The organism is Streptomyces sp. NPDC001920, from assembly GCF_053594495.1.
This window is the reverse complement of the sequence record NZ_JBSFEP010000013.1, coordinates 187441-207283: the sequence shown is the minus strand read 5'-3', so window position 1 is coordinate 207283 and position 19843 is coordinate 187441. Positions and strand designations below refer to the sequence as shown.

The following is a 19843-nucleotide window of genomic DNA, read 5'->3' as shown; positions in this document are numbered from 1 at the left end:
GCCGGGGAGGTGAGGCAGTCCCCTACTGCACCTGCACCTGCAGAATCCGGTCGTCCCCGTCCTTCGGCCCGCCACGTCCGTCCGTGTTGCTCGTGGTCACCCAGAGCTTGTCGCCGCCCGCCGCGACGACCGTGCGCAGGCGTCCGTACTCGCCCTCCAGGAACGCCTGCGGATCCGCCGACGCCTGCGTGCCCTTCAGCGGGACGCGCCAGAGCCGCTGCCCCTTGAGGCCCGCCATCCAGACGGAGCCCTCGGCGTAGGCGACGCCGCTGGGGGAGGCGTCGTCGGTGCCCCACTGGGCCAGGGGGTTGACGTAGCCGGCGGCGTCGGACTTGCCCTCCGCCTCCGGCCAGCCGTAGTTGCCGCCCGGCTTGATCGCGTTGAGCTCGTCCCAGGTGTCCTGGCCGAACTCCGCCGCGAACAGGCGCTGTTCGGAGTCCCAGGCCAGGCCCTGGACGTTCCGATGGCCGTACGAGTACACGGGGGAGTCGGGGAAGGGGTTGCCGGGGGCCGGTTCGCCCTCCGGGGTCAGACGAAGGATCTTGCCGCCCGTGGAGTCCTTGTCCTGGGACAGGCCCGTGTCACCGCTCTCACCGGTGCCCGCGTACAGCATCTTGTCCGGGCCGAACGCGATCCGGCCACCGTTGTGGACGAAGCCCTTGGGGATGCCTCTGAAGATCGTGTCAGGTGCGCCCAACTGCTCGCCGGACGGCTTCTGCTCGTCGTAGAGCATGCGGACGATGCGGTTGTCCGAGGCCGAGGTGAAGTACGCGTAGACCATGTGGTCCGAGGCGTAGTCCGGCGACAGGGCGAGACCCATGAGCCCGCCCTCGCCCGCCGGGGAGACGCCCGGTACCTCGCCCAGCTCGGTCTTCTTCCCCGACTTCCCGTCGACCCGGGTGATCGTCGCGTCGTCGCGGGAGGAGACGAGCAGGTCGCCGTCGGGAAGCGGGGCCAGGCCCCACGGGGTGTTCAGGCCCTCGGCGACCGTGCGCACCACCTTGACCGAACCTTGCGCGGGCGGGGTCTCCTCGGACGCCTTCCCGGCCGACGGGGACCCGGTGGTGCTGCTCGGCGCCGCGGCCGTGCCGCCGCTCGGTGATCCCCCGTCCTCGGAGGAGCAGGCGGCGGTCAGCAGGAGTGCGGCCGTGGCCATCACGGCCGTCACGACTCGACGCTGCACGATCTTGGTCCCTTCGACGCGGCGGGTACTACTGTTCTTACACCGCTCGCGCCTCACAGGTTCCCGATCCATGAACCTTCAATCGAAGGCCCCGCCTTCCCGACCGGTTTCGGTTCGGTGCCCCCGGTTTCGGCCCGGCCCCCGGTTTCGGCCTTCCACCGCTGCCGGCTTGCCCGGCCGGCTCCGGCATCGCGTGGTTTCGACGTCAGTCCCAGGAGCCCTGCCCCCGGGGCAGCTCCGCCACCTCGGCCAGGTCCTCCGCCGTCAGCCGTATCCCCGCGGCCGAGGCGTTCTCCGAGACATGGCGTTCCTGCTTCGTGCCGGGCACCACGACCACGTGCCGCCCCTGCGCCAGCACCCAGGCCAGCGCCACCTGCGCCGGAGTGACCCCGCCCCCGTGCCGGGCCGCGATGCGGCGCAGGCCCACGACGATCGGCTGGTTCGCCGCCATCATCTCGGCGGTGAAGCGCGGATGCCGGGCACGCACGTCGTCCGGTTCGAAGCCCTGCCCCGGCTTCAGGGTGCCGGTCAGGAAGCCGTTGCCCAGGGGCATCGCCGCCAGGAATCCCACCCCGCGCGCCGCGCACCAGGGCAGCAGCGTCTCCAGCGCCTCCGGCGACCACACCGACAACTCGGCCTGCACGGCGCTGACCGGGAAGACCTGCTGCACGCGCTGCAACTGGCGGATCGTGGAGTCGTGCAGGCGGGTTCCGGACCGTCGGCCACCTCGCGCGCCCACCGCGCACAACCCCAACGCCCGTACCTTTCCGGCCTGGACGAGTTCCGCCATCGCGCCCCACGTCTCCTCGACCGGGACCTCGGGGTCCGCACGGTGCAACTGGTAGAGGTCGATCACGTCCGTCTGCAGGCGGCGCAGCGAGGCGTCGCAGGCCCGCTTCACATAGCCGGGACGGCCGTTGGCCACGATGTGCTGCTCGCCCACCAGCAGACCGACCTTCGTCGACACGAACGCGTCCTGGCGGCGTTCCTTCAACACCCGCCCCACCAACAGCTCGTTGGTGAACGGCCCGTACATGTCGGCCGTGTCCAGCAGCGTCGAGCCCACGTCGAGCGCCCGGTGCACGGCCCTGACCGACTCCTCGCCCCGCTGCCGCGACGAGCTGTAGGCCCAGCTCATCGGCATGCACCCGAGCCCGACGGCTCCCACCGCGAGTGCCGCCGCGCCGATCGTCCTGCGCTCCACCTGGCCGTAACCCTCCCTCTTCCGGCACCCCAACCTAACCTCTGCACTCCTGTTCGCCTGACATAGCCTCCTGGGCATGACGACCGTTGACGTGTGGCTCCCCATCCCGCCGGAACAGATCGAGGGCCTTCCCGAGGGCCCGCGCTACCGTTTCTGGGACGGCGCCGAGGACTTTCCAGCCGACCCGGCCGAGTGCGCCTTCTACGTCGTGCCGTACATGAAGCCGCCCGCCCTGGGGCAGCGTCCGCTGCCCCGGATGAGCTCGGTGGAGGTGGTGCAGACGCTCTCCGCCGGCACCGACCACGTCGAGGCGGGCCTCAAGCACCTGCGGCCGGGTGTGAAGCTGTGCAACGCGCGTGGGGTGCACGAGGCGAGCACCGCCGAGCTCACCCTCACGCTCATCCTCGCCTCGCTGCGCGGCGTCCCCGACTTCGTGCGGGCGCAGGACAAGGGGGAGTGGCTCGGCGGATTCAGGCCCGCGCTGGCGGACAAGAGCGTCCTCATCGTGGGATACGGCGCCATCGGCGCCGCGATCGAGGACAGGCTCGCGCCCTTCGAGCTGGCGCGGGTGGCGCGCGTCGCGCGCTCTGAGCGCACCACGGCGCGCGGACTTGTGCATCCGCTCACCGAACTGCCCTCTCTGCTCCCGGAAGCGGACGTCGTCATCCTGTCCACGCCCCTGACGGACGCCACCCGCCACCTGGTGAACGCCGACTTCCTCGCCCGCATGAAGGACGGCGCGCTGCTGGTCAACGTCGCCCGCGGAGCCGTGGTCGACACCAAGGCGCTGCTCACCGAGTTGGAGACCGGGCGCGTCACCGCCGCCCTGGACGTCACCGACCCCGAGCCGCTGCCCCGGGAGCACCCCCTGTGGCAAGCGCCGGGTGTGCTGATCAGCCCTCATGTGGGCGGTCCGACCTCGGCGTTCCTGCCGCGCGCCGAGCGGCTGCTGGTGGACCAGTTGAGCCGTTATGTGAACCGGGAGCCTCTTCGGAACGTGATCCTCACGACGGGCGAGACGCGCGTGTGACGCTCAGCGGCTGAGAGGCGCGCGGGTCCCGCCCGCCGCGCGCACCGTGCCCGTCATCCGATTCGAGTACCCTCCGCAGTCCCACGGAAGCGGTCCGTACGCGCATATGCGCTGGTCGTCACGGAGCGTAGAGGCGCTATGTCCCTGAGTGACGAGACTGGTGTATCGTCCGGACAGGGGATGCGCCGCTCACAGTTCGGCGCCGGGGATGGACAGTTCAGATGTGTGAGGGGGGCGACGGGCGATGCACGGCCTATGGACGAGCGATCCGACGCGGCGGGGCCGCCGCCGGCGACCCTGGGGTACGGCTGCGCGCAGAAGTGGCCGGCACGGCGGCCACGGCTGCCGTCACAGCCATCTCCACCGCAGGCACAGCACGCGCAGGCGCCATGCGCAGCCCACGCACCCGGACCCCCGGGAGCCGGGAGCGGCGCGGACCGGGAGGGCCCGGTGAGCTCGCCGCCGCCCCCCACGACCACCCTCGACTCGACGCGGCGGGCGAAGCCCTCGCAGCCGACGACGCCGCCCCGCCTGTCGTCCTCGGGCAGCGGCTCGGGAGTCGTCCCCCAGCTCGTTCTGGCCCTGGTGTGCGCGGCGTACGCCGTCGGTTCCGCGCTCGGCTGGGGTTCGGACCAAGTCGCGCTCATCATGGGCGACTTCGGGCTGGCCGCCGCGGCCGCCGCCGCCTCCGTGTCCTGCTTCCGCTACGCCCGTGGCCGCCGTATCCGTTTTCGACCCGCCTGGCTGCTGTTCGCGCTCTCCTCGGCGATGGCGGCTCTCGGCAACCTGGTCTGGGGGTGGTACGAGGTCGTTCTGGAGCGACCCGTGCCCAGCCCCTCCTACGCCGACGGGTTCTTCCTGTGCTTCGCGCCGCCCGCGATCGTGGGACTCCTGGTGCTCGCCAAGCGGCCCGTCACGAAGGCCGGCTGGGTCTGCCTCGCACTGGACGCCTGGCTGATCGGCGGCTCGCTGCTGACACTGGCGTGGAGCCTGGCCCTCGCCCAGGCGGCCAAGATCGACTCCGGCGGCGGGGAGAGCGTGGCGCACACCGCGCTCTCGCTCGCGTACCCGCTGCTCGACATCGCCCTCGTCAGCATGGTGCTCGCGCTGCACTTCCGGCGCTCCTCGTCGAACCGCACCGCGGTCAACACAGCGATCGGCGCGCTCGCGCTGACCGTGATGTGCGACGCGCTGTTCACCTCGCCGTTGCTGCACAACAGCTACCGCTCCGGCCAGCTGCTCGACGCGGGCTGGTTCGCCGGCTCGCTGCTCCTGGCGTACGCCCCGTGGGCCGCGCCCCGGCGCGGGCAGGAGGAGGGCGACCGGCACGGCACCGGGCACACGCGCGTGGTGCACGAGCACGTCCCCGGGCAACGCACCGGGAGCCACCACCAGACCCCCGCGCCGGGAGGTGATCACGGCCGGTATCCGGCCAACCGGCCGATCGCCGGGTCCCTGGCCGCACTCACCCCCTACCTCGCCGCCGCCGTCTGCACACTGGGGATCCTCTACAACGTCCTCAACGGTCGCAGCGTCGACCGCGTCGTGCTCATCACCGGCGGCACCGTCGTGCTCGCCCTCGTGGTGCGCCAAGGCATCATGCTGCTCGACAACATCACCCTCACCCAGGAACTGGCGCAGAAGGAGAACCACTTCCGCTCCCTGGTGCAGGGCTCCAGCGACGTCATCATGATCGCCGCCCCCAGCGGCATCCTCCGGTACGTCTCCCCGGCCGCCGCCGGGGTCTACGGCCGCCCCGCCGAGGACCTGGTGGGTACGGAACTGGCCACTCTCATCCACCCGGAGGACCTGGGCTGCGTGGTGCACGAGGTGCGCCGCTTCCTCGCCGCCAGCCCCCTGGAGGAACCCACCACCCGCATCGAATGCCGCTTCCGCTCCGGCGAGGGCGGCTGGCTCAACGTCGAGTCCACCGTCAACCGTCACCACGGCGGCCTCATCTTCAACAGCCGGGACGTGACCGAGAGAGTGCGCCTGCAGGCGCAGCTCCAGCACAACGCCGAGCACGACCCGCTCACCGATCTGCCCAACCGCGCGCTGTTCACCAGGCGCGTCCAGCAGGCACTGTCCGGCCGTCGGGCCACCGACCGCGGCATCGCCCTGCGCAACACGGCCGTCCTCTTCATCGACCTCGACGGCTTCAAGGGCGTCAACGACACCATCGGGCACCAGGCCGGGGACGAACTGCTCGTCCAGGCCGCCCGCAGACTCCAGGACGCGGTCCGGCAGGGCGACACGGCGTCCCGGCTGGGCGGCGACGAGTTCGCGGCCCTGATCGTCGGGGACACCACGCGTGACCGCACCGCCCGCGAACGGCACATCCTGGAGCTGGCCGACCGCCTCAGGGTGACGTTGTCACAGCCGTACCTCATCGACGGCAACGATGTCCGTGTCAACGCCTCCATCGGCGTCGCCTTCGCCGAGCCGGGCCTCGGTGCCGGGGAGCTGCTGCGCAACGCCGACCTGGCCATGTACCGCGCCAAGGCCGGTGGCAAGGGCCGCGTCGAGCTCTACAAGCCGCAGATGCAGCAGGACGTCGTACGCAAGGCGGAGCTGGCCACGCGGCTGCGTGCCGCACTGCACGACGGCGAGTTCGCGCTGCTGCACCAGCCGGTGGTGTGCCTGCAGGACGGCCGGATCGCCTCGGTCGCCGCCCAGGCCCGGTGGCGCTCGTCGCAGGGCGTGCTGTTCACGCCCGCCGAGTTCCTGCGGGTGGCCGAGGACAGCGACAAGACCGCCGAGCTGGGGCGCTGGATGCTGGAGGAGGCCGTCGAGCAGGCCGCCGAGCGCACCGCGACCGGGCTCGCCGTCCCCATCACCGTCCGCATGGGCGCGAGGCGGCTGCTGGACCGGTCGATGGCGCGCGGCTCGATCGAGTCGCTGCTGACCCGGCACGGGCTGCCGTCCGGGTCGCTGATCATCGAGCTGTCCGACCTCGACCCCCGGGCCTCCCTGGACGAACTGGAGCGCCGTCTGAGCGGCCTGCGCAGAATCGGCGTCCGGGTCGCCCTGGACGGCTTCGGCAGCGGTTACGCGGCGATCACGGCCCTGCGCAGGCTTCCCGTGGACGTGCTCAAACTCGAGCGCGGCCTGGTCGAGGGAGTGGTCGAGTCGGCGCGGCTGCACAAGATCACCAGCGGGCTGCTGCGGATCGCCGGCGACCTCGGGCTGCAGTCCGTCGCCGACGGCGTGGACCTGCCGGAACAGGTCGTCGCCCTGCGCGAGATGGGCTGCACCCATGGGCAGGGCATGGCGTTCTCCGGGCCGCTGGACGAGTACCGGCTGCGCCGGGCGCTCGGTTCCGGCCACTATCCGGTGCCGCACGGCCCGGTGGAGCCCGCTTTCGCGGGCGGTGTGCCCGAGCCCATGGACCGGGGTACAGGGGTGTACACGAGCGGTGTGCCCGCCGTACTCGGAGGCGGCAGCGCCCTCCGTTCACATAATGAGACTCCCGTCCCACCCACTTGACAGTGGGTGCGTGCCGGGGGGAGGGTCTGTGCCATGCGCACCCGAATTCTCGTACTTGGAAAGCGCGTCGGCTGAAGCTGGTGACGTCCGGGCAGAACCGGAACTCCCAGCCTCCACACCCGGCGCGCTCCCCTCGCTTGCCTTATGGCACGAGGGGTTTTTTGTTGCACAGGCGCCACTCGTGCAGCATCGCAACTCCGCCCAAACCTCGCAAAAACCCTCAGCATCGAGAAGAGAATGCCGATGACCGAGCAGGCCACCGGGGCCCATCATCCGCAGCCGCGGCCCCGATCCGGAGGACAGCAGTCCGCCCCCGAGCACGTCACGGGTGCGCAGTCCCTCATCCGTTCGCTCGAGGAGGTCGGCGCCGACACGGTATTCGGCATTCCCGGCGGTGCGATCCTTCCGGCGTACGACCCGCTGATGGACTCCACCAGGGTGCGCCATGTGCTGGTCCGGCACGAGCAGGGCGCCGGTCACGCCGCCACCGGTTACGCGCAGGCCACCGGCAAGGTGGGAGTCTGCATGGCGACCTCGGGGCCGGGCGCGACCAACCTGGTCACGCCGATCGCCGACGCCCACATGGACTCGGTGCCGCTCGTGGCCATCACCGGCCAGGTCTCCTCCAAGGCGATCGGCACGGACGCCTTCCAGGAGGCGGACATCGTCGGCATCACGATGCCGATCACCAAGCACAACTTCCTGGTCACCAAGGCCGAGGACATCCCGCGGGTGATCGCGCAGGCGTTCCACATCGCGGCCACCGGCCGGCCCGGCCCGGTGCTGGTGGACATCTCCAAGGACGCCCTGCAGGCGAAGACCACCTTCTCCTGGCCGCCCACCATGGACCTGCCCGGCTACCGGCCCGTCACCAAGCCGCACGCCAAGCAGATCCGCGAGGCCGCCAAACTGATCACGGGCGCCAAGCGGCCCGTCCTCTACGTCGGCGGCGGCGTGATCAAGGCCGGTGCCACCGCCGAGCTGAAGGTCCTCGCCGAACTCACCGGAGCGCCCGTCACCACCACCCTGATGGCGCTCGGCGCATTCCCCGACAGCCACCCGCTGCACGTGGGAATGCCGGGCATGCACGGTGCGGTCACCGCCGTCACCGCGCTGCAGAAGGCCGACCTGATCGTCGCCCTCGGAGCCCGCTTCGACGACCGCGTCACCGGCAAGCTGGACAGCTTCGCCCCGTACGCCAAGATCGTCCACGCCGACATCGACCCGGCCGAGATCGGCAAGAACCGGGCCGCCGACGTGCCGATCGTCGGGGATGCCCGCGAGGTCATCGCGGACCTGGTCCAGGCCGTTCAGAAGGAGCACGCCGAAGGCCACAAGGGCGACTACAGCGCCTGGTGGAAGGACCTGAGCCGCTGGCGCGACACCTACCCGCTCGGCTACGACCAGCCCGAGGACGGCTCCCTGTCCCCGCAGCAGGTCATCGAGCGCATCGGCCAGCTCGCACCCGAGGGCACGATCTTCGCGGCGGGCGTCGGCCAGCACCAGATGTGGGCCGCGCACTTCATCCAGTACGAGAAGCCGGCGACCTGGCTGAACTCCGGCGGCGCCGGGACCATGGGCTACGCGGTCCCGGCCGCGATGGGCGCCAAGGCCGGAGCCCCGGACAAGCCGGTCTGGGCGATCGACGGCGACGGCTGCTTCCAGATGACCAACCAGGAGCTGACCACCTGCGCCCTGAACAACATCCCGATCAAGGTCGCCATCATCAACAACGGCGCCCTCGGGATGGTCCGCCAGTGGCAGACCCTCTTCTACAACCAGCGCTACTCCAACACCGTGCTGCACAGCGGCCCCGAAGCGGACGGCAAGCAGCCCAGCGCCGGCACCCGCGTCCCCGACTTCGTGAAGCTGTCGGAGGCCATGGGCTGCTACGCGATCCGCTGCGAGGACCCGGCCGACCTCGACAAGGTCATCGAAGAGGCGAACTCCGTCAACGACCGTCCGGTCGTCATCGACTTCATCGTCCACGAGGACGCGATGGTGTGGCCGATGGTCGCCGCCGGCACCTCCAACGACGAGATCATGGCCGCCCGGGACGTCCGCCCCGACTTCGGCGACAACGAAGACGACTGAGAGCCGTAGGTAAAGGAAGCAGACCATGTCCAAGCACACGCTCTCCGTCCTGGTGGAGAACACGCCGGGCATCCTCGCCCGGATCGCCGCCCTGTTCTCCCGCCGCGGCTTCAACATCGACTCGCTCGCGGTCGGCGTCACCGAGCACCCCGACATCTCCCGCATCACCATCGTGGTGAACGTCGAGGACCTGCCGCTGGAGCAGGTGACGAAGCAGCTGAACAAGCTCGTCAACGTGCTGAAGATCGTCGAGCTGGAGCCGGGTTCGGCCGTTCAGCGGGAACTCGTTCTGGTGAAGGTGCGCGCCGACAACGAGACGCGCTCCCAGATCGTCGAGATCGTCCAGCTGTTCCGCGCCAAGACCGTCGACGTCTCCCCGGAGGCCGTCACCATCGAGGCCACCGGCTCCAGTGACAAGCTGGAGGCCATGCTGAAGATGCTGGAGCCGTTCGGCATCAAGGAACTCGTCCAGTCCGGCACGATCGCCATCGGCCGCGGGGCGCGTTCCATCACGGACCGCTCGCTGCGCGCGCTCGACCGGTCGGCATAAGCACGCATCCGGGCGCCCGGGGGAAACCGGCCGCCCGGATACCGAGACTCCGAGACCTCCCTCATCCCCGCCGTCATACGGTGGGACGCAACACCTGCACACAAGGAGAGAACCCAAAGTGGCCGAGCTGTTCTACGACGCCGACGCCGACCTGTCCATCATCCAGGGCCGCAAGGTCGCGGTCATCGGTTACGGCAGCCAGGGCCACGCCCACGCGCTGTCGCTCCGTGACTCGGGTGTCGACGTGCGTGTCGGTCTGCACGAGGGCTCCAAGTCCAAGGCGAAGGCCGAGGAGCAGGGCCTGCGCGTGGTGAGCCCGTCCGAGGCCGCCGCCGAGGCCGACGTCATCATGATCCTCGTCCCGGACCCGATCCAGGCCCAGGTCTACGAGGAGCACATCGCCCCGAACCTGAAGGACGGCGACGCGCTGTTCTTCGGTCACGGCCTGAACATCCGCTACGGCTTCATCAAGCCCCCGGCCGGCGTCGACGTCTGCATGGTCGCCCCGAAGGGCCCCGGCCACCTGGTGCGCCGTCAGTACGAGGAGGGCCGCGGCGTTCCCTGCATCGCCGCCGTCGAGCAGGACGCCACCGGCAACGGCTTCGCGCTCGCCCTGTCGTACGCGAAGGGCATCGGCGGCACCCGCGCCGGCGTCATCAAGACGACCTTCACCGAGGAGACCGAGACCGACCTGTTCGGTGAGCAGGCGGTCCTCTGCGGCGGTACGGCCGCCCTGGTCAAGGCCGGTTTCGAGACGCTGACCGAGGCCGGCTACCAGCCGGAGATCGCGTACTTCGAGTGCCTGCACGAGCTGAAGCTGATCGTGGACCTCATGTACGAGGGCGGCCTGGAGAAGATGCGCTGGTCGATCTCCGAGACCGCCGAGTGGGGCGACTACGTCACCGGCCCGCGCATCATCACCGACGCCACCAAGGCCGAGATGAAGAAGGTCCTCGCCGAGATCCAGGACGGCACCTTCGCCCAGGCCTGGATGGACGAGTACCACGGCGGTCTGAAGAAGTACAACGAGTACAAGAACGCCGACTCCGAGCACCTGCTGGAGACCACCGGCAAGGAGCTGCGCAAGCTCATGAGCTGGGTGAACGAGGAGGCGTAAGCCTCACTTCCGTGGCGGTACCCTCGATCGGGGGTACCGCCACGGGGCTTTGCCCCGGACCCCTTGGAAAGCTTCCTTGGAAAGCTCCCTTGAAAAGCCCCATACAAAATGGAGTTTCCCGTCCGGGTGATCCTTCCGCAGAGGCGTAAGACGCCCTCCGCCACGGCACTACACTGCCGTACTACATACGCGTCAGGCCCACAGCGTCGTGCGTCTTCCACGCGGCAAGCCCCCTCCACCGCCTGCGGCCGTCGGGACGGCCGTCCGCATTGGACATGTGAGGACTCACGTGAGCTCGAAACCCGTCGTACTCATCGCTGAAGAGCTGTCGCCCGCCACCGTCGACGCGCTTGGCCCCGACTTCGAGATCCGCCACTGCAACGGAGCAGACCGAGCCGAACTGCTCCCGGCCATCGCCGAGGTGGACGCGATCCTGATCCGCTCCGCCACCAAGGTCGACGCCGAGGCGATCGCGGCCGCGAACAAGCTGAAGGTCGTCGCGCGCGCCGGCGTCGGCCTGGACAACGTCGACGTCTCCGCCGCCACCAAGGCCGGCGTGATGGTCGTCAACGCCCCCACCTCGAACATCGTGACCGCCGCCGAGCTCGCCTGCGGTCTGCTCCTCGCCACCGCCCGCAACATCCCGCAGGCCAACGCCGCGCTGAAGAACGGCGAGTGGAAGCGCAGCAAGTACACGGGCGTGGAGCTCGCCGAGAAGACCCTCGGCGTCGTCGGCCTCGGCCGCATCGGCGCGCTCGTCGCGCAGCGCATGTCCGCCTTCGGCATGAAGGTCGTCGCCTACGACCCCTACGTGCAGCCCGCGCGCGCCGCGCAGATGGGCGTGAAGGTGCTGTCGCTGGACGAGCTGCTCGAGGTCTCCGACTTCATCACCGTCCACCTGCCCAAGACCCCCGAGACTCTCGGCCTGATCGGCGACGAGGCGCTGCGCAAGGTCAAGCCGAGCGTGCGCATCGTCAACGCCGCGCGCGGCGGGATCGTCGACGAGGAGGCGCTGTACTCCGCCCTCAAGGAGGGCCGGGTCGCCGGTGCCGGTCTCGACGTGTACGCGAAGGAGCCCTGCACGGACTCCCCGCTGTTCGAGTTCGACCAGGTCGTCGCCACCCCGCACCTCGGTGCCTCCACCGACGAGGCGCAGGAGAAGGCCGGTATCGCCGTCGCCCGCTCGGTGCGCCTCGCCCTCGCCGGTGAGCTGGTCCCGGACGCGGTCAACGTCCAGGGCGGTGTCATCGCCGAGGACGTCAAGCCGGGCCTGCCGCTCGCCGAGCGCCTCGGCCGCATCTTCACCGCGCTCGCCGGTGAGGTCGCGGTCCGTCTCGACGTCGAGGTGTACGGCGAGATCACCCAGCACGACGTGAAGGTGCTGGAGCTCAGCGCCCTCAAGGGTGTCTTCGAGGACGTCGTCGACGAGACGGTGTCGTACGTCAACGCCCCGCTGTTCGCGCAGGAGCGCGGTGTCGAGGTGCGGCTGACCACCAGCTCGGAGTCGGCCGACCACCGCAACGTCGTCACCGTGCGCGGCACGCTCGCCGGCGGCGAGGAGGTGTCGGTGTCCGGCACGCTGGCCGGCCCCAAGCACCTGCAGAAGATCGTCGCGGTCGGCGACTACGACGTGGACCTCGCGCTCGCCGACCACATGGTCGTCCTGAAGTACGAGGACCGTCCGGGTGTCGTCGGCACCGTCGGCCGTATCGTCGGCGAGGCGGGCATCAACATCGCCGGCATGCAGGTCGCCCGTGCGGCGGCCGGCGGCGAGGCGCTGGCCGTGCTGACCGTCGACGACACGGTGCCGGCGAGTGTGCTCGCCGAGGTCGCCGAGGAGATCGGAGCGACGTCGGCTCGCGCGGTGAACCTCGCCTGACGTAGCACCCCGAACGCCGGACGGGCTGGTCGATCAGCCTGTCCGGCGTTTTTCGTGCCCGGCCCGGACGCCGGCCTTCTCGGGCGTGTGCCGCTGCGACGCCGTCCACGCGGGCTCTCGCCGCAGGGTGACCACCGCGAGCGCCGCCGCTCCGGTCAGCACGGCCACGCCCGTGAGGGCCGCCCCGTGCATCCCGCTGGTGAACGCCTCCCGTGCGGCCGTCGCCAGCCCCGGGACCCGATCGGCGACCGCCAGCGCTCCGCCCAGGGTCTCGCGGGCCGCGTCCGGGGCCGAGCCCGGCATCTCGTGGCGGTAGACGGCCATGCCGATCGAGCCGAGGAACGCCATGCTCAACGCGCCGCCGAACTCGGTACCCGTCTCCAGCAGGGACGAAGCGGCGCCCGCCTTCTCCATGGGAGCGGCGCTCAGGGCCAGGTCCGCCAGCTGGGCGGTGGCGACGACGACCCCGCAGGCGAGGACGGCGCAGGCGGTCAGCAGCAGCCAGAGTGAGTCGGTGCCGGTCAGGGCCAGCAGCACATAGCCGCACGCCGTGAGCGTGAAGCCGCCGCCGACGACGTAGGCCCGGGGGACGCCTCGCTGGACGAGCTGAGCGCCGACGGGGGCCGCGACTGCGATGGGCAGCGACGGCAGCAGGCTCCACAGCGCGGCCTGAAGAGGGCTGTTGCCCAGGACCGACTGGATGTACTGGGTGGTGAAGTACGCCGAGCCCATCATGCCGAAGGCGGCGACCAGGTTGAGGGTGACGGCCGGGCTGAAACCGCGGCCTCGGAAGAGTTCCGGCGAGATCAGGGGTGAGGCCGCCGTGCGCTGACGGTGGACGAACAGCGCGGCGAAGAGCAGGCCGGTCGTCACGGCCATCACGTGGCGCACGTTCCATCCCTCGGCGGCGATCTCCTTCAGGCCGTAGATCACGGGCAGCACGGCCGCCATCGACAGGGGGACGCTCGGCCAGTCGAAGCGTCCGGGACTCGGGTTCCTCGACTCCGGCAGCAGGACGGGGCCCAGGACCAGGAGCAGCAGCATCGCCGGGAGATTGACCAGGAAGACCGAGCCCCACCAGAAGTGCTCGACGAGCAGCCCGCTCATCACCGAGCCGAGGGCGATGCCGGCCGTCATCACCCCGGACCACAGGCCGATCGCGGTCGTACGCTGCCTCGGGTCGGTGAACATCGTGCGGACGAGCGCCATGGTCGAGGGCATCAGGGTCGCGCCGCCGATGCCGAGGACCGCCCGCGCCGCGATCAGGGTCTCGGCGCTGTTCGCGTACGCCGCCACCAGTGAGGCGGCTCCGAAGGCGGCGGCGCCCGTCAGCAGGAGACGTCGGCGGCCGACGCGGTCGCCGAGCGAGCCCATCGTCATGAGCAGGCCGGCCAGCACGAAGCCGTAGATGTCGAAGATCCACAGCTGCTGGGTGCCGCTCGGCTCCAGGTCGGCGCTGATCGCCGGGACCGCGAAGTAGAGGACCGAGACGTCCATGGAGACCAGCAGCAGCGGGAGCATCAGCACGCCGAGGGCGGTCCATTCGCGGCGACCGGCGCGGGTGCCGGTGGAAGGGCTCGTCGAGTTCGTCATGACGGCGACTGTACGAGTGTCTTAAACGCTTGTCTAGGACGAGCGTGTAAGTCGTGCGTATAGGACGGTTGTATGGACCGAAGGTAGGGTGGCCCGCATGGGACACCGTGAGGATCTGCTCGAAGGCGCCAAGCGCTGCCTGCTGGCGAAGGGTTTCGTGCGCACGACCGCGCGCGACATCGTCAAGGAGTCGGGGACCAACCTGGCGTCGATCGGCTACCACTACGGCTCGAAGGACGCGCTGCTCGCGCAGGCCTACGTCGAGATGGTGGAGGGCATGTCCGATGCCTTCGAGGGCGGCGGCGAGATCCGTGGAGAACCGGGGTCGGTCGAGCGGTTCGCCGAGGTGTGGGCGAACATCATCGGCACCATGCGGGAGCCGGGTTCCCTGTGGCGGCTCAGCCTGGAGGTCGTGGTCATGGGCGACCAGGTGCCCGAGGTGCGCGAGCATCTGGCGCGGGCCCAGCGGGAGGGGGCGCGCGGCATCGTCGCGATCTTCCAGGGCGGCCGCGAGGAGGACGTGCCGGAGGAGACCGTCGACACCCTGGGCTACTTCTATCTGACCCTGATGATGGGCCTCATGGCGCAGTGGACCTTCGACCCGAAGACCGCCCCGGAGGCCGACCAACTGGCGGAAGGCCTCCGGCAGGTGATCGAGGCAGCTACCCGGAGGTGACGCGACCCTCGCGCATCTCGATCGCCCGGTCCGCGAAATGCCGTACGACCGCCCGGTCGTGGCAGATGAACAGGTAGCCCAGGCCGAGGTCGTCCCGCAGGTCGGCGAGCAGGTTCAGCACACCGGCGCGCACGGAGGGATCGAGGGCCGACACCGGCTCGTCCAGGACCAGCAGCCGGGGTTCGCAGGCCAACGCCCGGGCGATTCCGGCGCGTTGGCACTGGCCGCCGGACAGCTCGTGCGGACGGCGTTCCCCGTACGACGGGTCGAGACCGACCCGGTCCAGGAGTTCGGCGACTCGGGCGGGGCCGTCGGCGGCGGTCCACCGCCCCTGCGCCTTCAGCGGTTCCGCCACGGCGTCGCGGATGCGGTGGCGGGGGCTCAGCGAACCGTACGGGTCCTGGAATACGGGCTGCATACGCGGGCGCAGCGGGCGCAGCTCGCGCTCGCTGAGGGACGTCAGCTCCCGTCCCTCGAAACGGACTTCACCGGCGTCCGGGCGGCGCAGCTGGAGGACCGCGAGGCCGGTCGAGGACTTGCCGCAGCCGGAGGGGCCGTTGAGGGCGAGGGTCTCGCCGGCGGCCAGGGTGAGCGAGACCTGGTCGACGGCGGTGACGCCGCCGTAGCGGACCACGAGGTCATGGACTTCGAGCAGGGCGTCGCTCATGCGGGCTGCCGCTCCTTTCCCCGGTCCTGGAACAACTCGGTCGCGGGATACGGGAGTTGCGCCCAGCGGTCGCAGGCCACCAGGCGTCCCTCCACCTGGTGCGGCTCAGGCTCCGCCGCATGGCAGGCGTCCGCCGCGAGCGGGCATCGGGGGGCGAAGGCGCAGCCCGCCGGGAGCGCGGCCGGGGAGGGCGGGGTGCCGCGCAGGGCCGGGAGCCGGCGGCCGGGCGGCGCGTGCTGGGGGAGGCAGGACAGCAGGCCCGCGGTGTACGGGGCGCGGGGCCGGCCCAGCACCTCCTGCGCCGGACCGAGTTCGGTGAGACGGCCGGCGTACATGACCAGCACGCGGTCCGCGTGCTCGCCTACGACGTCCATGTCATGTGTGACCAGGACCAACGCGGCCCCGACGGCTTCCCGCCGGTCGGCGAGCACCCGCAGCACCTGGTCGCGGTGTTCCTCGTCCAGCGCGGTGGTGGGCTCGTCGGCGACGACGACATCGGGCTCGTTGATCGTCGCCATGGCGATGACGGCGCGCTGCCGCATACCGCCTGAGTACTCGTGCGGGTACGCCCGCGCCTTGCGGGCGGCGTCCGGGATGCCCACCCGGTCCAGTGCGGCCACCGCCCGGGACCGGGCCTCCTTGCGGGAGACACCGGCCACCGACCGCACGGCGGCGGCGAGCTGGTCCCCCACCGGGTGCACGGGGGAGAGGGCGGACAGGGCGTCCTGCGGGACGAGGGAGATCCGGCGGCCGCGATGGGCCGCCAGGTCCGGCCGGATCGTCCCGCTCGCCGTCGCGCCGCGAGGCAGCATGCCCAGCAGCGCCCGGGCCGTGAGGGACTTGCCCGCGCCCGACTCCCCGACGATCGCCAGGACTTCGCGCGGCAGGACGTCGAAGGAGAGACCGCGCACGGCCTCGACCCCGTCGAAGGCGATGCGCAGCGCGCGTACCGACAGCAGTGCCTCGGGGCGGCTCTCAGGTTCCAACGGGGGTCTCCTTCCGTGTGGTGGCGGATGCGTCACCCGTGACGCGTGCGCCACCACGACGGTGCCGCGAGCGGCCGTCGCCGCGTGGCCGCCGCCCCCGCGCGGCCGCCGCCCCCGACACCGCCAGCCCGGCCAGCAGGGCCAGCGCGACGGCCGGGGCGAGGGCCGCCCAGGGCGCGCGCTCGACGTAGGCCCGGGACTCGTCGAGCAGCAGGCCCCACTCGGGCGTGGGCGGCTGCGAGCCGAGCCCGAGGAAGCCCAGGGACGCCAGGGCGAGGGCGATGCCGGGCAGGCGCAGCAGCGCGTGACGGGCGACGGGGGCGGCCACGGACGGCAGGACGTGCCGGGTGAGGATCCACCACGGGGTGGCGCCCATGGCCCGTTGGGCGGTCAGGAACGACGACGCCCGCACCTCCTGCACCAGGGCCGCCGCGTGCGCGGACAGCGCCGGCCAGGAGATCAGGGCCACGGCGAGGGCCGCGCCCGCGGCACCGGGACCGGTCGCCGCCGCGACCAGGATGCCGACGATCACCGGCGGCAGGGCGTTGGCGATGTCCGCGGCGCCCGCCGCGACGCCGGGCAGGAAACCCAGCGCGAGGGCGACCAGCAGACTCAGGGCGCAGATCGCGGCGGCCGTGCCGACCGTCGAGGCGGCACCGTGACCGAGCCGGGCGAGCACGTCGCGGCCGAGGGCGTCGGTGCCGAGCGGGTGTGCCCACGAGGGGGAGGCGAGACGGTCGGCCGTCGTCACCGTGTACGGGTCGCGCAGCAGGCCCCAGCCGATGGTCAGGGCGAGGACCGCGAACAGCGTCACCGCAATCGCCGGGTGGGCGCGGACCGGGCGGGCCGGGGGCAGCGTCAGACCGGCGTCACGCAGCGCGGGCCCCAGCAGCCGGCGCCGCGCGAGTGTCGCCGACGCGCCCGCGACGAGACCGAGCAGCAGCAGGGCCAGGACCGAACCCTGGAGCAGCGGAAGGTCCTGCGACTTGGCCGCGCCCAGAGCCGTACGGCCGATGCCCGGCACCGCGAACACCACCTCCACGGCGACCGCGCCGCCGGTCAGCCCGACGGCGACCATCCCGAACTGGGGGACCAGCGGCGGCAGTACGCGCCGCAGCGCGGCACCCGCGATCCGGGCCCGGCTCACCCCGGCGCCCCGCCACAGCTCCACCCAGCGCTCGTCGAGGACGGCGGGCAGCGCGTCCGCGACGAGCCGGCCGAGCAGACCGCCGGCCGGAACGCCGAGCGCGAGGGCGGGCAGCACCAGGTACTGCGGGCCGGCCCAGCCGGCCGTCGGCAGCCATCCCAGCCACACACCGCACACCAGCAGCGCGACGGTGGCCAGCAGGAACTCGGGTACGGCGGCCAGCATGGCGGCGAACGCCCCGGCCGACCCGCGCCCCCGCACCAGCACCGGCGCCACCAGCAGCGCGGCCAGGACGACCGCCGTGGCGAGCGCCGCGCCCATCAGCCCCAGTGACACCTGGAGGCCGGCGACGACGGACGGCAGGACGCCGGCACCGGACACCCAGGAGGTGCCGAGGTCGCCGCGCAGCAGGCCCGCGGCCCAGTTCCCCAGCAGGGACAGGGGGCCGGCGCCCAGGCCGAGGTCCTCACGGATGGCGGACAGCGCCTCCTCGGTCGGCTCCTGCTCGGCGGACCGGGCGCGCAGCACGGTGAGCGCGGGGTCGTTGCGCGAGAGCCAGGGCAGCAGGCCGACGGTGGCGAGGACGGCGACGAGACAGAGGAAGCGGGTCAGCCCGGCGGAGCTGACCGGCTGCTTCGCGGCGGACCTCACTTGACGTACGTGTCCACGGTGACGAGTTCCCGCTCGCGCGGGTCGTGGGCCGCGTCGACGACACCGGTGGCGTCGCCCTGGATCACGCGCTCGTGGAGCATGGGCACCGCCGCGTCCGCGGCGAGGACGGCGGCCTCGCCCGCGATGATCGCCTTGCGGCGGGCCTCGCCGGCTTCGGTGTCCGAGGCCTTCTGCAGGGCCTTGTCGACCTCAGGGGCGGACAGCTGCGAGAGGTTGAAGCCGCCGGAGGAGGCGAAGTCGCTGTAGAGGTACGCGGCCGGGTCGCCGGAGTCCAGGACGGTGGCACGGGAGAGGATGAACGCGTCGAAGCGGCCGGCGAGCGCGTCGGCCTCGATGTTGGCGTACTCGCGGATGTCCAGCTTCACCTTGAACCCGGCCTGCTGCAGCTGCTGCTGCAAGGTGGCGGCCACCTCGGGCAGCTCGGCCCGGTCGGTGAAGGTGCCGATGGTGATCTGCCTGCCGTTCGGCTTGCCCGCCTCGGCGTGCTCGACGGGCGAGCGCAGTTCGGCGGCCCAGGGGAGGGCCGGGCCGAGCAGGCCCTCGGCGACGTCGGCGCGGCCCTCGTACACTCCCTCGACGATCGACTCGGCGTCGATGGCCTCACGGGCGGCGGCCCGCAGCGAGGCGTCCTTGAAGACGCCCTTCTCGGTGTTGAGGTAGAGGGTGTTGGTGCGCGGCATGGGGACCTCGGTGATCAGGTCCTGGTCCAGCACCGCGGCCTGCGACACCGGTACCGCCTCGACGATGTCGGCCTCACCGGTGCGCAGGGCGGCGGCGCGGGCGGTGCCGTCCGGCACGAACTTCACATCGATGCCCAGGGCCTTGGCCTTCTCGCCCCAGTAGGCGTCGTAGCGGTCGAGGGAGGCGGCGGCGGTGCCCTCGACCTTCGTCAGCTCGAAGGGGCCGGTGCCGGCGCCGACCGGGTCGACCGTCTTGCCCTTGTACGCCTTCGCCGCCAGAATCGACAGCTGCGGGGAGCTCAGCCGCTGCGGGACCAGGGGGTCCTCGGTGGCGGTCGTGACGATGACCTTGTCGCCGTCGGCCTTCGCGGTCAGCTCCACCCCGTCGAGGATGCGGGGCTTGGGGGCGGCGGTGGCGGCCTTGGTGAGCGAGTTCACGACCGCCTCGGCGGTGAGTCTCGTGCCGTCGTGGAAGGTGACGCCGTCGCGTATCTCGAAGGTCCATGCACGACCGGACCGTTGCCACTCGGTGGCGAGCGCGGGCACGGCGTCGCCGTCCTCGTCGAGTTTCACCAGCGTCTCGGCGGTGGACCACCGCGACAGTTTGAACGCGTCGTCGGAGAGCGGGGACAGCCCCGAGCGCGGGGGCAGCATCATCGCCACGCGGACGCGCTTGCCTTCGCCGTCGCCGGACGGCCCGGAGTCCGTTGCCGCGAAGCAGCCGGTGAGCAGGGGGAAGGACGCGGCGGCCGCGGTGAGGGGGAGGAGACGGTGAGGGAGGCGCACGGGGACACTCCGGTAAAGGCGTGGTCAATAGTTGAACGCGCCACGAACCGTAGCATGATGACAATCATTTTCAGAAGCGGTCTCATGTACGAC

14 protein-coding genes are annotated in these 19843 nt (G+C 71.4%); 7 read left to right on the top strand and 7 right to left on the bottom strand.

The genetic code is table 11. The features are described from left to right. Positions 1-22: 22 nt before the first annotated feature. Positions 23-1156 carry a PQQ-dependent sugar dehydrogenase gene (locus tag ACWCPI_RS23505; RefSeq protein WP_451040018.1) on the bottom strand — a complete coding sequence of 378 codons (1134 nt, stop codon included), beginning with the start codon at positions 1154-1156 and terminating at the stop codon, positions 23-25. 232 nt (positions 1157-1388) lie between these two features. Continuing rightward, positions 1389-2387, bottom strand: a complete 999-nt coding sequence (locus tag ACWCPI_RS23500) for an aldo/keto reductase (RefSeq protein ID WP_451039942.1) — start codon at positions 2385-2387, stop codon at positions 1389-1391. A 76-nt stretch (positions 2388-2463) separates the two neighbouring features. Here ACWCPI_RS23500 and ACWCPI_RS23495 point away from each other — a divergent pair, with 76 nt between their 5' ends. The 6 genes from ACWCPI_RS23495 to serA all read left to right on the top strand — a co-directional run bounded on the left by ACWCPI_RS23495 (position 2464) and on the right by serA (position 12543). Next, positions 2464-3417, top strand: coding sequence for a 2-hydroxyacid dehydrogenase (locus ACWCPI_RS23495; RefSeq protein WP_451039941.1), 954 nt, complete (start codon positions 2464-2466; stop codon positions 3415-3417). A gap of 450 nt (positions 3418-3867) precedes the next feature. Continuing rightward, the gene (locus ACWCPI_RS23490) at positions 3868-6903 is read left to right on the top strand and encodes a putative bifunctional diguanylate cyclase/phosphodiesterase (protein WP_451039940.1); all 3036 of its coding nucleotides are present in this window, start codon (positions 3868-3870) and stop codon (positions 6901-6903) included. Positions 6904-7140: 237 nt separating this feature from the next. Continuing rightward, a complete protein-coding gene (locus tag ACWCPI_RS23485) occupies positions 7141-8997 on the top strand; it encodes an acetolactate synthase large subunit (protein ID WP_451039939.1) in 1857 nt (618 codons plus the stop codon). 25 nt (positions 8998-9022) lie between these two features. Further along, positions 9023-9547, top strand: a complete 525-nt coding sequence (ilvN, locus tag ACWCPI_RS23480) for an acetolactate synthase small subunit (RefSeq protein WP_003997672.1) — start codon at positions 9023-9025, stop codon at positions 9545-9547. A 118-nt stretch (positions 9548-9665) separates the two neighbouring features. Then, complete coding sequence (ilvC, locus tag ACWCPI_RS23475) at positions 9666-10664, top strand: ketol-acid reductoisomerase (protein ID WP_451039938.1); 999 nt, start codon at positions 9666-9668, stop codon at positions 10662-10664. Between the two features lie 289 nt (positions 10665-10953). After that, positions 10954-12543: a phosphoglycerate dehydrogenase gene (gene serA, locus ACWCPI_RS23470; protein WP_451039937.1), complete on the top strand. Its 1590-nt coding sequence runs from the start codon at positions 10954-10956 to the stop codon at positions 12541-12543. A gap of 33 nt (positions 12544-12576) precedes the next feature. Here serA and ACWCPI_RS23465 read toward each other — a convergent pair whose 3' ends face one another. Continuing rightward, positions 12577-14136 (bottom strand): MFS transporter, encoded by a 1560-nt coding sequence (locus ACWCPI_RS23465; protein WP_451039936.1) that lies wholly within the window; start codon positions 14134-14136, stop codon positions 12577-12579. Between the two features lie 97 nt (positions 14137-14233). Between ACWCPI_RS23465 and ACWCPI_RS23460 the strand changes: the two genes are divergently transcribed. Beyond that, positions 14234-14812, top strand: a complete 579-nt coding sequence (locus ACWCPI_RS23460) for a TetR/AcrR family transcriptional regulator (RefSeq protein ID WP_451039935.1) — start codon at positions 14234-14236, stop codon at positions 14810-14812. On the opposite strand, the gene ACWCPI_RS23455 is transcribed toward ACWCPI_RS23460, so the two are convergent. Genes ACWCPI_RS23455 through ACWCPI_RS23440 form a run of 4 tightly spaced genes read right to left on the bottom strand, consistent with a single transcriptional unit; the run spans position 14799 to position 19750 of the window. After that, positions 14799-15479: an ATP-binding cassette domain-containing protein gene (locus ACWCPI_RS23455; protein WP_451039934.1), complete on the bottom strand. Its 681-nt coding sequence runs from the start codon at positions 15477-15479 to the stop codon at positions 14799-14801. The genes ACWCPI_RS23460 and ACWCPI_RS23455 overlap by 14 nt on opposite strands. Continuing rightward, entirely contained in the window at positions 15476-16465 is a 990-nt protein-coding gene (locus tag ACWCPI_RS23450) for an ABC transporter ATP-binding protein (protein WP_451039933.1), read from the bottom strand. Before ACWCPI_RS23450 ends, ACWCPI_RS23455 begins: the two co-directional genes overlap by 4 nt. Continuing rightward, a complete protein-coding gene (locus ACWCPI_RS23445) occupies positions 16455-18263 on the bottom strand; it encodes an ABC transporter permease subunit (protein ID WP_451039932.1) in 1809 nt (602 codons plus the stop codon). Before ACWCPI_RS23445 ends, ACWCPI_RS23450 begins: the two co-directional genes overlap by 11 nt. Then, complete coding sequence (locus ACWCPI_RS23440) at positions 18260-19750, bottom strand: ABC transporter substrate-binding protein (protein WP_451039931.1); 1491 nt, start codon at positions 19748-19750, stop codon at positions 18260-18262. Before ACWCPI_RS23440 ends, ACWCPI_RS23445 begins: the two co-directional genes overlap by 4 nt. Positions 19751-19843 lie beyond the last annotated feature (93 nt).

What these genes read in the sequence shown, in the direction of transcription:
- ACWCPI_RS23455 (WP_451039934.1), bottom strand. Translation starts at nt 15,479, where the DNA reads ATGAGCGACGCCCTGCTCGAAGTCCATGACCTCGTGGTCCGCTACGGC.
- ACWCPI_RS23485 (WP_451039939.1), top strand. Translation starts at nt 7,141, where the DNA reads ATGCCGATGACCGAGCAGGCCACCGGGGCCCATCATCCGCAGCCGCGG.
- ACWCPI_RS23460 (WP_451039935.1), top strand. Translation starts at nt 14,234, where the DNA reads ATGGGACACCGTGAGGATCTGCTCGAAGGCGCCAAGCGCTGCCTGCTG.
- ACWCPI_RS23465 (WP_451039936.1), bottom strand. Translation starts at nt 14,136, where the DNA reads ATGACGAACTCGACGAGCCCTTCCACCGGCACCCGCGCCGGTCGCCGC.
- ACWCPI_RS23505 (WP_451040018.1), bottom strand. Translation starts at nt 1,156, where the DNA reads ATGGCCACGGCCGCACTCCTGCTGACCGCCGCCTGCTCCTCCGAGGAC.
- ilvN (WP_003997672.1), top strand. Translation starts at nt 9,023, where the DNA reads ATGTCCAAGCACACGCTCTCCGTCCTGGTGGAGAACACGCCGGGCATC.
- ACWCPI_RS23495 (WP_451039941.1), top strand. Translation starts at nt 2,464, where the DNA reads ATGACGACCGTTGACGTGTGGCTCCCCATCCCGCCGGAACAGATCGAG.